The sequence below is a fragment of the Povalibacter sp. genome, from assembly GCF_036520495.1.
In the GTDB taxonomy this organism is placed as follows: Bacteria; Pseudomonadota; Gammaproteobacteria; order Steroidobacterales; family Steroidobacteraceae; genus Steroidobacter.
Genome location: NZ_DATDJO010000072.1, coordinates 1 through 13,373, shown reverse-complemented (window position 1 = coordinate 13,373; position 13,373 = coordinate 1). Strand labels below are relative to the sequence as shown.

The 13,373-nt window shown below is 64.4% G+C and carries 12 protein-coding genes; all 12 read right to left on the bottom strand.

The window, feature by feature from the left end; translation table 11 throughout:
• Nucleotides 1-87: 87 nt before the first annotated feature.
• Nucleotides 88-225: a hypothetical protein gene (locus VIZ63_RS24870; protein ID WP_331612546.1), complete on the bottom strand. Its 138-nt coding sequence runs from the start codon at nucleotides 223-225 to the stop codon at nucleotides 88-90.
• 134 nt (nucleotides 226-359) lie between these two features.
• Nucleotides 360-1,808, bottom strand: a complete 1,449-nt coding sequence (locus VIZ63_RS24865) for an efflux transporter outer membrane subunit (protein WP_331612545.1) — start codon at nucleotides 1,806-1,808, stop codon at nucleotides 360-362.
• Nucleotides 1,809-1,818: 10 nt separating this feature from the next.
• Nucleotides 1,819-4,971 carry an efflux RND transporter permease subunit gene (locus VIZ63_RS24860; RefSeq protein ID WP_331612544.1) on the bottom strand — a complete coding sequence of 1,051 codons (3,153 nt, stop codon included), beginning with the start codon at nucleotides 4,969-4,971 and terminating at the stop codon, nucleotides 1,819-1,821.
• Nucleotides 4,972-4,973: 2 nt separating this feature from the next.
• Nucleotides 4,974-6,185, bottom strand: coding sequence for an efflux RND transporter periplasmic adaptor subunit (locus tag VIZ63_RS24855; RefSeq protein WP_331612543.1), 1,212 nt, complete (start codon nucleotides 6,183-6,185; stop codon nucleotides 4,974-4,976).
• 150 nt (nucleotides 6,186-6,335) lie between these two features.
• Nucleotides 6,336-7,280, bottom strand: a complete 945-nt coding sequence (locus VIZ63_RS24850) for an acyltransferase domain-containing protein (RefSeq protein WP_331612542.1) — start codon at nucleotides 7,278-7,280, stop codon at nucleotides 6,336-6,338.
• Nucleotide 7,281: 1 nt separating this feature from the next.
• On the bottom strand, nucleotides 7,282-8,241 hold the full coding sequence (locus VIZ63_RS24845; RefSeq protein ID WP_331612541.1) for an AEC family transporter: 960 nt from the start codon (nucleotides 8,239-8,241) through the stop codon (nucleotides 7,282-7,284).
• Nucleotides 8,241-9,122 carry a triphosphoribosyl-dephospho-CoA synthase MdcB gene (gene mdcB / locus VIZ63_RS24840; protein ID WP_331612540.1) on the bottom strand — a complete coding sequence of 294 codons (882 nt, stop codon included), beginning with the start codon at nucleotides 9,120-9,122 and terminating at the stop codon, nucleotides 8,241-8,243. The genes VIZ63_RS24845 and mdcB overlap by 1 nt, the downstream gene beginning before the upstream one ends.
• On the bottom strand, nucleotides 9,122-9,796 hold the full coding sequence (mdcG, locus tag VIZ63_RS24835; RefSeq protein WP_331612539.1) for a malonate decarboxylase holo-[acyl-carrier-protein] synthase: 675 nt from the start codon (nucleotides 9,794-9,796) through the stop codon (nucleotides 9,122-9,124). Before mdcG ends, mdcB begins: the two co-directional genes overlap by 1 nt.
• Nucleotides 9,771-10,493, bottom strand: a complete 723-nt coding sequence (gene mdcE, locus VIZ63_RS24830; protein ID WP_331612538.1) for a biotin-independent malonate decarboxylase subunit gamma — start codon at nucleotides 10,491-10,493, stop codon at nucleotides 9,771-9,773. The genes mdcG and mdcE overlap by 26 nt, the downstream gene beginning before the upstream one ends.
• A 13-nt stretch (nucleotides 10,494-10,506) precedes the next feature.
• Nucleotides 10,507-11,448, bottom strand: coding sequence for a biotin-independent malonate decarboxylase subunit beta (locus tag VIZ63_RS24825; protein ID WP_331612537.1), 942 nt, complete (start codon nucleotides 11,446-11,448; stop codon nucleotides 10,507-10,509).
• Nucleotides 11,445-11,759 carry a malonate decarboxylase acyl carrier protein gene (gene mdcC / locus VIZ63_RS24820; protein ID WP_331612536.1) on the bottom strand — a complete coding sequence of 105 codons (315 nt, stop codon included), beginning with the start codon at nucleotides 11,757-11,759 and terminating at the stop codon, nucleotides 11,445-11,447. The genes VIZ63_RS24825 and mdcC overlap by 4 nt, the downstream gene beginning before the upstream one ends.
• A gap of 13 nt (nucleotides 11,760-11,772) precedes the next feature.
• Nucleotides 11,773-13,373 (bottom strand): malonate decarboxylase subunit alpha (gene mdcA / locus VIZ63_RS24815; protein WP_331612535.1); only part of this gene is annotated, 1,601 nt, incomplete at its 5' end.

The following is a 13,373-nucleotide window of genomic DNA, read 5'->3' as shown; positions in this document are numbered from 1 at the left end:
GGCGCCCCGCACGCGGCCGGCTCGTAACCGGCCCGGGTGTCCGCTTCGCGGCGGCGCCCGGGCCCGGCTCCATGGGCTTGTCGGCGTTCACACCGCCTGGAAAGTCGCGAAGATGGTACTGACAGTACCGAACTGGCACGTGCCTTCACCGCCACCGGCCATCCCTCTTCCCGTGGTGGTGCATGCGCTGGCGGGCGGTGCGGCGACTACGAGTCGGATTCCCATGCTTGCGCTCCGTTCCTCGAAGGCGGCGGAATTGCCGCGAATTCCGCGGAACGTTACAGCGCTGGCGTTGCCGGCTGATGTCCGCGCTCGTGCGCAATCATTTCAAAAGAAATTGCGACTGGAGCATCGAGGGGTCATGGCAGCGGATCGGCATGGTCGCCGGTATGCTCGATCCAGCCGCCACCGAGGGCGCTATACAGAGTCACGAGATTCGTCAGTCGCGCGAGACTGGCTGCGACGAGCACCAGTTGCGCGTCATACAGATCCGTCTGCGCGGTGAGCACATCCAGGTAGCTCGATTCACCGTTCCTGTAGAGCAGTCGGGCAAGTTCGAGGCGGCGCTGCTGAGCTGCCACCAGACGCGTCAGGGAGGCAATCTGCTCATCGAACGTGGCGCGCGCGGCAAGACTGTCCGCCACCTCACGAAAGGCAGTCTGAACCGCTCGCTGGTACCCGGCGATTGCGATTTCCTTGCGAACCCGAGCGACCTCGAGCGCGGCGCGATTCGCTCCGCCTTCGAAAAATGGCAGTCCGATGCTCGGAGCAACGGTCCATGCGGCCGAGCCAGCGTCGAACATCCCGCTCAGCATCGCACTGGCGGTACCGCCGCTGCCTGTCAGATCGATAGTCGGAAAGAATGCGGCACGCGCCGCCCCGATGTCCGCATTCGCCGATCGCAGCAGCGCTTCCGCCTGCAGTACGTCGGGCCGGCGTATCAGCAACGCGGATGGCAGCCCTGCTGGCAAATCCTCGACCAGTTGCTGCTGGGAAAGCGTCGCCCGTCGTGGAAGTCGCGGCAGCTCCGCTTGTCCGAGCAGCAGGCGCAAGCCATTTTCAGCCTGAGCCCGTGCGCGCCACTGTTCGGCGCGATTTGCACGCGCCAGTTCGACGACTGTCTCCGCCTGCCGCAGGTCGAGTTCGGACCCTTCACCCACGTCGAACTGCAACTTCGCCAGATCGTAGGAAGATCGCGCCGACTCGAGTGTGCGTTGGGTCACCTCCAGCAGCTCATCGCAGGCAAGCACCGAGAGATACTGAGCTGCGACCTGCGAGACCAGCAGAATCTGCGCCGCTCTGCGTCCTTGAATCGACGCGAGGTATTGCTCCAGTGCCGAGTGCCGCAGACTGCGCAACCTGCCGAACAGGTCGATCTCCCACGCGACGGCGACGACCACAGAATCGGTGCTCGTGATTTCGGGCACGTCGAGTCTGGAAAGGTCGGCCGGCGTGCGCGAGCGGGAATGCTCCGCGGCGAGCTCGGCCTGTGGGAACAACGTCGCGGTCTGGATGCGCAGTTGCGCCTGCAGCCCGGCCACGTTCAGCACGGCGATCCGCAAGTCCCGGTTATTGACCAGCGCGGTCTGCACCAGCTGCTGCAGGAATGGATCGGCAAAAAAATCCCGCCAGCCGAGGTCGGCAGCCGCAAGGGGCGACGATTCCCTGAGGCTCACGCCATCATCCGAGGGCCCTCGAGGATAGGCCGGTGCGATGGCGGGATCCGGCCTTTCATAGCGGGGTTCGAGCGAACATGCCGACACCAACAATGCCGGCAGCAGCAGGAGGGGCAGGAGTCTCGGGTGCACGAAGGTCCTCCTAGCGAGCAGTCGCGCCGGCACCGAGCAACTCGCCCGCTGGCTTGGACTCGGGCCGATGACCGGCGCCGAGCCGCCGTCCGACCACCACGAAGAACATCGGAATGAAGAACGTGGCGATGAACGTGGCGCTGATCATTCCGCCGATCACGCCTGTGCCGATGGCATTGCGGCTCGCCGATCCCGCACCCGTGGCGATGGCCAGTGGCAGCACGCCCAGGATGAAGGCCATCGACGTCATGACGATGGGCCGCATCCGCAGCTGCGCCGACTCGACGGCCGCTGTGACGAGATCCCGCCCTGCGAAGTTCAGATTGCGGGCGAACTCCACGATCAGAATCGCGTTCTTCGCTGCGAGCCCGATCGTCGTCAGCAGACCCACCTGAAAGAAGACGTCGTTCTCCATCCCGCGCGTGAGCGCGGCGACCACCGCACCGAGCACGCCGAGCGGGACGACCATGATGACGGCCACCGGGATGAACCAGCTTTCGTACAAGGCGGCAAGACTCAGGAACACGACGAGGATGGAGATGGCATAGAGAAACGGCGCCTGCGAGCCCGCGAGCTTTTCCTGCAGCGACAACCCGGTCCACTCGAAGCCGATCCCGGCGGGTAATTGCGCCGCGAGGCGTCCCATGGCGGTGATCGCATCGCCGGTGCTGCGCCCCGGCGCCGCCTGACCTTGTATCTCGATGGAAGGCACACCGTTGTAGCGCTGCAGTTCCGGCGAGCCGTAGGTCCACTTGCCTGTCGCCAGCGTTGCAAGCGCCACCATCTCGCCGGCGGAGTTGCGTATGTAGTGCGCGCGCAGATCGTCCGGGTTCATGCGGAACTGCTCATCCGCCTGCACGTACACCTTCTTGATGCGCCCGTCGGTATCCAGGAAGTTATTGACATAGACCGAGCCCCAGGCAATCGAAAACGACTGATCGACATCGGCGGGGCTCACGCCGAACGCACTCGCCTTTTCCCGGTCGACATCGATTTTGTACGTCGGGTTGTCGTCCAGGCCGTTCGCCCGCACCAGGGCGAGCGTGGCATCGCCCCGCGCACTTGCGATCAGTTGATCGCGGGCGCGCATCAATGCGTCGTGCCCGACACCGCCGCGATCTTCCAGCTGCATGTCGAACCCGGACGCCGTACCGAGCGCCGGAATCGACGGCGGATTGATGGGAATGATGGTGGCGGTGCGATACGACGCATAACGCGCCGCAACCCGCTTCATCAGCGCCTGCACACTCAGATCCGGCGCCTTGCGGACCGACCAGTCCCTGAAGTGAACGAACATCTGTCCCTGGTTCTGGCCGCGACCCGCAAAGTTGTAGCCGTTGATCTCGAACACCGCATCGACCATCCGTGATTCTTCCTTCAACAGATAGCTGCTCACTTCATCCAGGGTGATGCCCGTGAGTGCCTGCGTGCCGCCGGGCGGCCCCTGCACCTGGACGAGCATGTAACCCTGGTCCTCCTCCGGCAGGAACGAGGTCGGCAACCGCCACAGCATGAATGCCACCGCGCCGATGATTCCGACATAGAGAAGCAGCCCCCTGCCGGAGTGCGCGATCACGTGCTGCACTCCGCCGACATAGCGTTGGCGCGTTGCATCGAAGCCTCGATTGAACCAGCCGAAGAAGCCCCGCTTCGGCTGGCCGCTACCTGGCCGAAGGATCAGCGCACAGAGCGCGGGCGTCAGGCTCAACGCAACGAACACCGATAGCGCCATGGCCGACACGATGGTCAGAGCGAACTGTCGATAGATCCCGCCCACCGAGCCGCTCGAGAACGCCACCGGCACGAACACGGCGGAGAGCACCACGGCGACGCCGACGAGCGCTCCCGTGATCTGACTCATGGCCTGGCGTGCCGCCTCTGCCGCACTCAGCTTCTCCTCGCTCATGAGGCGCTCGACGTTCTCCACCACCACGATGGCATCGTCCACCAGCAACCCGATCGCGAGCACCAGCCCGAACATCGTCAGCGTGTTGATCGTGAAACCGGCAGCGGCCATGACGCCGAATGTGCCAAGCAGGACCACCGGCACAGTGATGGTGGGAATCAGCGTCGCGCGGAAATTCTGCAGGAACAGGTACATCACCAGAAATACCAGCACCACGCCCTGGAACAGCGTCATGACGACTTCCCGGATGGAGATTCTCACGAAGGGCGTCGTGTCATAGGGATAGACGACGGACAGCCCCGGCGGAAAATACGCGGACAGGTCGGCGATGCGTGCACGAACGGCGTCAGCGGTCTCGAGCGCATTCGCACCGGACGCCAGCTGGATGCCAATCGCCGCCGCGGGTTGCCCGTTGTACTTGTTGTCGATATTGAAATTCTCGGGGCCGCGTTCGATGCGCGCTACGTCGTGCAAGCGGACTTGCGAACCATCCTGTTCGACCTTCAGCAGAATGCGGCCGAACTGTTCCGGCGTGCGCAGCAGGGTAGCTTCGGTGATCGTGGCGGTGAGTCGCTGCGCCAGCGGCGAGGGTGTACCGCCGAGCTGCCCGCCGGAGATCTGCACGTTCTGAGTCTGGATGGCCGCTGTCACGTCACGGGGAGTCAGCGAGAAATTGTTGAGCTGGTTCGCGTCGAGCCAGATGCGCATCGCATACGGCGTACCAAACAGGTTGATGTTGCCCACGCCATCCAGGCGCCCCAGCGGATCCTGCACGTTGGACGCAATGTAGTCCGCGATGTCGAACTTGGTCATCTTCGGATCCGAAGAAATGAATGCCGCGAGCAGCAGGTACGACGTGCTGGACTTGGTCACGCGCAGTCCCGATTGCTGTACCTGCGCCGGCAGCCGCGGCACGGCGAGTTGCAGCTTGTTCTGCACCTGGACCTGCGCGATGTCGGGATCCGTGCCGGGCGCGAACGTGAGCGTGGTGGTGGATTGACCGGAGTCGTCGCATTGCGAGGACAGGTACAGCAGATGATCCAGGCCGCTCATCTGCTGCTCGATCACCTGCACGACCGTGTCCTGCACGGTCTCGGCCGACGCACCCGGATAGGCCGTCGCGATCTGTACCGACGGCGGTGCGATGTTCGGATACTGTTCGATGGGTAGCTGGGTGATGGACAACCCGCCGGCCAGCATGATCAGGATCGCGATGACGATGGCGAATATCGGCCGGTCAATGAAGAAGCGCGACATGATCAATCCCCCGGCTGGCCGCGGTCATTGTTCGCGACACCCGGCGTCACGCTCTTCTCCGGCTCGAGAGCAACGACACGAACGAGCATGCCGGGTTTTACCCGCTGCCCACCCGAGACGATCACCCGCTCACCTTCCTGCAATCCGCCGCTCACGACCCAGTCGCTGCCGAGCGTTCGCGTGGTGGTGACGGTTCGCTGGGTCACTTTGTCGTCCGCGCCGACCACGAGCACCGTCGCGCCGCCAGAGGGATCGTGCGTGACGCCCACTTGCGGGATGAGCATCGCCTGATCGTCCGCGCCGCGGTCGATGACGGCGCGCACGAACATCCCCGGCAGGATCACGTGATCGGGATTGGCAAAGATGGCGCGGACATCGAGCGAGCCGGTGCCTCGAGCGACGGTAATATCGGTGAACTCGAGCGTCCCGACGCCCGGAAAGGTCGAGCCGTCCTCGAGAATCAGCCGGATGGGGGTCCGGTCGGGGCCATTGAGCTTGAGCTGCCCGCTCGCCACCTCCTTGCGTAAGCGCAGGCCCTCGAGGCTGGTCTGGCTGAGATCGACGAAGACCGGATCGATCTGCTGGACCGTCGCCAGCAGTGTCGCTGCGTCGGCCTGCACATACCCGCCCTCGGTAACGATCGCCGGACCGATGCGTCCCGCAATCGGTGAGACGACATCGGTGTACCGCAGGTTGATTCGCGCCGCGGTGACCGCGGCTTTTGCGGCCTCCACATCCGCGGCTGCCTCGCCCTGTGCCGCCAGGTCGTTGACGTAGCGCTGGCGGCTGATGGCATCCGCTGCAACGAGTATTTCGTCCCGCCCAACCTGCGCACGGGTCGATTCGAGCTTGGCAAGAGCACGCGAGAGCGCAGCTTCCGCGCTCTGCAGGGCCGCCGCGTAGGGCGCCGGATCGATCTGAAACAATCGTTGACCCGCAGCGACCTGACCGCCTTCCTGGAACTCGCGCTTCTGCACGATGCCATCGACGCGCGCGCGAACTTGTGCGATGAGATACGGCGAGATTCGGCCAGGCAACTCGGTGGTGACCGACACCGATGTCGTGCGCGCCGTGACCACGCTCACCTGCGGAACGACAGGCGCAGGCGCCTTGGCGCTCTGTCTGCACCCGACGGTCCCGCTGGCAACTGTGAGTATCGCGAGCGTCCACGCGCCGATGAAACCGCGTGACGATCCATTCTCACGGGATTTCATGAGGCAACGCCCGTCATCCAACGGAGGCACCCGAGCGCACTCGTACCGCGATTTCCCATGTTGCATTCCTGGACTTCCGTTGGAATGGAACAAGGGTGGCAGAGCCCCGGGCACCCGGGATGTCTAACCGACGCTAATCGCGTTTCACTTTCAATCTGGAAGGCGTCGTGAGGTCAGAGCGGCGATCCATTCGCGTGCGCCTTGCTGCGTCCGGAAATCGTCCAGGCAGCGCGCCGGCAGCGCTGGATAGGCGCGCGCCGCCATGTGACCCAATGCGCAGCCCGGGCCGAGTTCCAGAAATGCAGTCGCACCCGCTTCGACACAGGCTCGCAGGCTGGCGGCCCACTGCACCGTGTGGGAGATCTGCGCGGCAAGCTTATCCAGCCCCGCCTCCATCCGGATGACGCTGGCACCATCGATGCCGCTCAGCAGTCGCACACCCGCGCGCGGCGGACTCACGGACGCCGTTTCGAGAAGCTGTCGAAACTCGAGTGACGCATTGGCGAGCCGCGATGTGTGGGCGGCGACTTCCACCGGAAGTTGCATGACTCGCGCGCCCATGCCGTGAACCTCACGCGCCACGACCTCCAGCGCCGCGCGACCTCCTCCAATCACGAACGCATCGGCCGGTTCGACGATTGCAATCTCCGCATCGTTCGTGACGCAGAGTCTTTCCAGCGCTTCGCGATCGAGCCCACGGACGAACAACAGGCCGTCTCCCGGTGTCGCAGCATGGCTCATGATCTGCGCACGGTGCGCGACGAGGTCCAGCGTATCCGTCATGCGAAGGCAGCCGGCGACACCCCAGGCGGCGACTTCACCGACACTGTAGCCGGCAACGATGACTTGCTGCGGCAATACGCTTTGCAGCGCTGCTGCTGCCGCCAGTGCCTGCAGGGTGCACAGCACCTGCGCGGTCCTGTTGTCATGGAACACGGCGGGCGGCGCGGCGCATACCAGTTCACGCGGGTCGTGGCCCTGCAGCAGACAGGTTGCATGCGCGAACAGGAACTCGGCTTCCGGGACGTTCGCCGTCGCTGCAAACATCCGTGAGTGCTGCCCACCTTGTCCCGAGCACAGCAGCGCGAGACTCATCTCAATGCGGAAACAGCAGCGCGATCGTCATGGCCAGCGTGACGATGCTGAACACGGTGCTCGCCAGCACCATGGAACCTGCGGCTGCTGAATCCAGGCGATAGTTCACTGCGAACAGAATGCCGAAGAACCCGGAAGGGATCGCACCGAGCAGGATCGCGGTTCGCGCCGTCTCGTGGTCGATCGGTATGAGATAGAGAACGATGCCAGCCGTCAGCAAGGGACGGACGATGTCGGCCATCGCGGTCGCGCTCAGCACCCCGGCGTCCAGCCGGAAGGTTTGTGACGACAGAATCAATCCTGTCAGGAACAGCGCGACGCCTGCTGCCGTTCGCCCGATCAGCGTGAGGCAACCTTCTGCCACGGAGCCGAGTTCGATCCCCGAGATCGAGAATGCAATACCCAGTGCCGGCGCGATGACGACGGGCTTGGTCACTGCACGTCGTAGCGCCTTGAGTATCCTCGACGCTGTCGAGGCCTGCCGGCCGTTCCCGCGCCCCTGGACGCTGCTCATTTCAACGACGATCAGTGTCAGCGGCGTGACCAGAATGGAGCCGGCTGCCAGCGCGACTGCGATCGGCACGGCTCCGGAAGGTCCCAGGACCGACGAGACGATCGGCAAGCCGACACCGGCCAGATTCGGATAGGCGATCGTCAGCGCCTGCAGCGCTGCGTCTGCGCTGGGGCACTTCACCACTGTGCGCCGAAACCAGTAGGAGATCGCCCAGACCACCAGCATGACGCCGCCGAAGATCGCGAAGAGCGGTGCCTGCGCCGTCATTTCGCTGCGTGACGCCGATGCGGTCGCGACGAACAACGACGCGGGCAGCGCGAAAGTCATTACCAGTGCGTTCAGACTGTCGATCTGCCGATTGTCGACGATGCGCAGCTTGCCGGCGGCATACCCGAGCGCGAGCACGAAGAACACCGGTGCAAGCGCAAGCAGGATGGCATTCGACATCACTGGCAACCCTCCTGGGCATCCACGAACAGCGTGAACGCAAGCAGATCAGCCGATCCGCCGGGACTCAGGCGTCGAGCGACGAAGTTCTCATGCACTGTCCGGGCGCGCGTGATCCAACCACCAGTAGCGACACCTCCTGCATCGAGGAACTGCCGCGCCTGGCGCTGCGCGAAACGCAGACCGTGCAGGCCGCCACGATGCAGCAGGTTCGTGTCTTCGAGCGCTGCAATGAGTGCGAAGCAGGCTTCGACGCGGGCGGCTTCGAAATTTCCCGGTCGATGACGTGCCGCTCTTTGCATCGCGGGCAAACCGATCTCGTAAATACCCGGGAAACCCCGCGAAGCCTGCATGCGTGCGCCACCGGCACCAAAGCGCAATCGTGCACGGCTGCCATGACTGTGAAGCAGCACCGGCCCGTCCAGAATGGAATGTCCCCACAGCGTTGCGACCACTGCGCCGAGCGGCATGGTCGCCTCCACGCGCCCGGCCGTACGAGCACCGGCCGCCGCGCACAGAAGGCCCAGCCCGAAGATCGACCCGCGGTGCGTATTCACGCCCTTCGTCGCCTCGAACATGGCGGCTTCCGCCTCGAGTCCGACCACTCTCAGGTGCGACATCTCACAGCCCCGCGCACCGGCCACTGCCAACAGAAAAAAGTAAGGTGCGATCGCCCTGGCGCTGCGCTCGAAAAGTGCCGCGTCCATGTCAGTGTGACTGCCGGAATCCATGTAGCTCACCAGGCCGGGTTTCGGCCAGGTCGCAAGTTCAAGCAGGAGGCTGTCGACGGCGCAGGTGCCGATCGTATGCAGTCTGGTCGCCAGCAGCGTGTGCTGCTGCAGGGGAACCTGCCCACTCCTGCGCGATACGTATGAATTCATCATGACGGCAGATCCCCGGCTGCAAAGCGACCCGGCTCGATCATGGAAATGCCGCCGAGGGTCTTCAGCAGCACGCTGGGCGCCCCGCCGTGAAACTCGCGCCAGCTCACTGCGGCGCCGTCCTCGCGGATCAGTTCGCCGTCGAATCGCATCGGCGCCGCCAGCTCCATCGCGGCCAGCGAGGCAGTTACACCACCGAGATCGGTACCGCCATTCACATACAACAGCAGATCGAGGTCGGAGCGATCGGTCAGATAGTCGAGTCCCGTCAGCGCGCTCCACGCCAGGCTGCCGCAGACTCGCAGCTCGATGCGATATCGATCGGCCAGCGACTCGAGCAGATCGAACGTCGGCCACCAGGCGCAGGGTGCAGTCCTGCCGACCGTGCGCAGCGTCGGCGGGAGATCGACAGACATCACGTCCGCCGGCTGCACGACGAACGACAAGCGCCGTTTGCCGGCAGACGGCGGCAGCGGCAAACCCAATGGCAATCCAGGTGCATCACCGTGCGCAACGCGCCGTACGACGAGCGGCCGCCCGTGATCGGTCCAGCGGGCGACCAGTGGATCGGCCGCCAGCTCATGGCGCGCGACGAGCATCGTGCGCCAACTCACTCGTGACAGCCGGACCAGGTGATGGCGCCGCCGTTCATCGGGCCTGAAGTGCAAGTTCACGGACACGCTCCGCAATGTCTGCTGCCTTGAGTCGACCACCACGCTGCTCACCCAGGACGTCGCGTCGATCGGCTGCGACCGGCAGCGCCTGCAGTAGCGCATTGAGCTGCTCGCTCAGCGACGTCGTATCGTCCCAGGTGGCGTACACCGCACCCGTCCGGGCGAGATTGCTCAGGCTGGGCGCAAAAACGGGCGTGGACTTCGCCTTCTCCTCCAGCACCTCGAGCGGCAACTTCGTCACTTTCGACATCGACGGCAGGTCCATCACTGCGGGAGTCGCTCCAGGAAGAGCAACGAGCACGCGCGTTGCCAGCGCCGTGCCAAGAAACGCGCCGGCGGCCGAGTGTCCATACAGAAGCGCGATGGTCGGCCGACCCTGCAGGTCCGCATAGATGAGCGACTTGGCCAGGTGTGCGACGAATTCATTCAATCCCAGCAACTCGTCGCGCTTGCTCATCCGTTGACTGTCACTGTCGACGAGCACGATGACGGGGCCGCTGCCCGTCGCGATCGACGGCAACAGGAAGCCGGCGAGCCGGATCGCTTCATCGACACCGACCGCAGTGCGATCGGTGACACCGACGACGAGCGCGGAGCCGCCGGAGCGCAACTTCCCGGATCCGGTCAGTACGCCATGATCGTTCTTCACTGCATGGCCATCGGGAAACATCGAGACGAGAATGTCGTTGAGCGTCACGTCATGCACTCCATTAACGGGCACCGGGATTCAGCCGCGCAATGCCGTCGGCCAATGCGATGAACTGTTCATTGGGCAGTCCAGGAATTGCCCTCGGCTCCGCAATGCCCGCCGCAGCCCAGACGTCGAAGGCGTCCCGACACGCGCCGAAGCGCCGCAACCGGTCTTCCAGGCGTGCCTGCTCGGCCTGCAGTACGTGGCCGTCGAAGCCGCCGACCGAATGCATGAGATCGAGCGCGGCCTGACGGAATTCGTGCACGGAGTCGCCGCTGTACGACTCGGCCCCGCCCAGCAAGCGGCGGTGTCTGCCGCCCATCGTGCGCCAAACCATTGCGTGATCGCGCGAGTCGAACTCCTCCACGCCCCGATTCGTCTCGATGACCTCCGGCCCTGACACGGCGATGCGGCCCTGTTCGGAAACGACCAGTGCGGAACAGCAACCAGCGATCAACCCGCCGCCGCCGTAGCAGCCCGAATGCCCACCAATCAGACCGATGACTGCCACGCCCGCGATGCGCGCCTCGATGAGGGCACGCATGATTTCCGCGATCGCAAGCTCACCGACATTCGCTTCCTGCAGACGTACGCCGCCGGTATCGAAGAGAATCAGTACCGGCATCGATTCGATGTCGCGGGCCGCACGCAGCAACCCCGTGAGCTTCGCTCCGTGCACTTCGCCGAAGGCGCCGCCCATGAAGCTGCCCTCCTGAGCGGCGACCAACACGGCCTGGCCCGCCAGCCGTCCGCGTCCAACGATGATGCCGTCATCGAACTGTTCCGGGAGGTCGAACAGACGCAGATGCGGACTGACCTCGCGCAGCTCCGGGCCGATGAACTCGAGAAAGCTGTCCGGGTCGAGCAGCAATCGCACCCGGTTGCGCGCCGACGCTTCATACCAGCTGACCTGCCGGTTCGGCTCCGTCGCGGGTGTTCCTGGTTCGCTAGTCGCATTCATCGACCCACCTCCATTGCGCGCACCGCCTGCGCCAGGCGCAGGGCGACCGTATCGGGACGTGCGCCGCCATCGTTGATGCTCAGCTTCAAACCGCCCGGCGAATACCGCTCGACGAAATCCGCGATCACGGCTTGCCAGACATCGCCGAATCCGACGGCCGACGTCCTGATCTCGACGGCGCATTCCGTGTCCGGCAGCAAGCGCTCCGCGAGCACCTCGAGATTTCCGGAAGCGACGACGCCAACCACGGTCGAGCGCTTGAGACCGTTCGCCCGCGCGCGCGTGCGATGGCTGAATTTCAGATCTTCCATTGTGTTTGCCCTATCACCAGTTGCGGAATTTCGAAGGTGGCGCGTACAGGCCCTTGGACCAATGGACCAGTTCCTTGATCGAGCGGGCCGCGAGCAGGCTGCGATCCGCGTCGAGCGGATCGATGGCCAGGTCTTCCGGCCGCACGATCGCGCCGCGTTGTCGCAGGAGCTGCACCATTTTCGGGTCGCGAGCCCGACCGACGTCGGTGTAACCGGCAACGCCGCGGATTGCCTGCTCACGCTCGCCGGCATTCCGGCACAGCAGCAGGTTGGCGATGCCTTCTTCAGTGACGATGTGCGTCACGTCATCGCCGTAGATCATCACCGGCGCCAGATCCAGCTTCAGCTTCTCGGCCAGCGTGATGGCATCGAGCTTCTCGACGAACAGCGGTATGTTTTTTTCGCCGAAGGATTCGCCGATCTGCACGACGAGCTTGCGGCCGCGACGCAGGAAGGGTGCAACCTCCGGAGTCGCCTCGTTGCCGGCTCGCAGCCAGGGTTGGCTCGGGTGTCTTCGACCACGGATGTCGGATCCCATGTTCGGTGCACCGCCGAAGCCGGCGATGCGCGACGTCGTGACCGTCGATGAATTGCCTTGCAGATCGATCTGCAGCGTGGAGCCGATGAACATGTCGCAGGCATACAGCCCCGCGACCTGGCACAGCGCCCGGTTGGAACGCAACGAACCGTCCGCACCGGTGAAGAAGACATCCGGGCGCGCGCGCACGTAATCCTCCATGCCGACTTCCGAACCAAAGGAATGGATCTGCTTGACCCAACCGGATTCGATGGCGGGAATCAGCGCCGGATGCGGGTTGAGGGCGAAGTAGCTTGCAATCTGGCCTTTCAAGCCGAGTTGTTCGCCGTACGTAGGCAGCAGCAGTTCGATGGCGGCGGTACTGAAGCCGATGCCGTGGTTCAACCGTTGCACGCGGTACGGAGCGTAGATGCCCTTGATCGCCAGCATCGCGGTCAGAATCTGCGCCTCGGTCACTGCCGCGGGATCGCGAGTGAACAGAGGCTCGACGAAGAAGGGCTTGCCCGTCGCCACCACGAAGTGAACGCGGTCCGCCGGAATGTCGACTCGCGGCAGGTGGTCCACGATGTCGTTCACCTGGGCAATGACGATGCCGTCCTTGAACGCCGTCGCTTCGACGACGGTCGGCGTGTCTTCGGTATTGGGCCCGGTGTATAGATTGCCCTCGCGATCGGCGCTGACGGCGGCAATCAGCGCGACATTCGGTGTCAGGTCGATGAAGTAGCGTGCGAACAGCTCGAGATACGTGTGCACCGCGCCCAGCTGGATCTTGCCGCCGAACAGCAGTGTGGCAATGCGCGCCGACTGCGGCCCCGAGTAGGCAAAGTCGAGCCTCTTCGCGACGCCGCGCTCGAACAGGTCGAGATGCTCCGGCAGCACGACGCCCGACTGGATCATGTGCAGGTCATGGACCTTGGCGGTATCGACGGCCAGCAGCGCGGCGCCGAGGACGTCGGCCTGCTTCTGATTGTCGCCTTCGATACACACGCGGTCGCCGGGCCGGATCACCGTCTCGAGCAGACGAGTCGCGTCGCTCGCCGAGACGATTTTTCCGTTCGCGAAGTTCGCCGCCGCTG

Bases quoted from the DNA above. Each gene is read 5' to 3' on its own strand.
- VIZ63_RS24870 (WP_331612546.1), bottom strand. From the start codon at position 225: ATGGGAATCCGACTCGTAGTCGCCGCACCGCCCGCCAGCGCATGCACC.
- VIZ63_RS24860 (WP_331612544.1), bottom strand. From the start codon at position 4,971: ATGTCGCGCTTCTTCATTGACCGGCCGATATTCGCCATCGTCATCGCG.
- VIZ63_RS24855 (WP_331612543.1), bottom strand. From the start codon at position 6,185: ATGAAATCCCGTGAGAATGGATCGTCACGCGGTTTCATCGGCGCGTGG.
- VIZ63_RS24850 (WP_331612542.1), bottom strand. From the start codon at position 7,280: ATGAGTCTCGCGCTGCTGTGCTCGGGACAAGGTGGGCAGCACTCACGG.
- VIZ63_RS24845 (WP_331612541.1), bottom strand. From the start codon at position 8,241: ATGTCGAATGCCATCCTGCTTGCGCTTGCACCGGTGTTCTTCGTGCTC.
- mdcB (WP_331612540.1), bottom strand. From the start codon at position 9,122: ATGAATTCATACGTATCGCGCAGGAGTGGGCAGGTTCCCCTGCAGCAG.
- VIZ63_RS24825 (WP_331612537.1), bottom strand. From the start codon at position 11,448: ATGAATGCGACTAGCGAACCAGGAACACCCGCGACGGAGCCGAACCGG.
- mdcC (WP_331612536.1), bottom strand. From the start codon at position 11,759: ATGGAAGATCTGAAATTCAGCCATCGCACGCGCGCGCGGGCGAACGGT.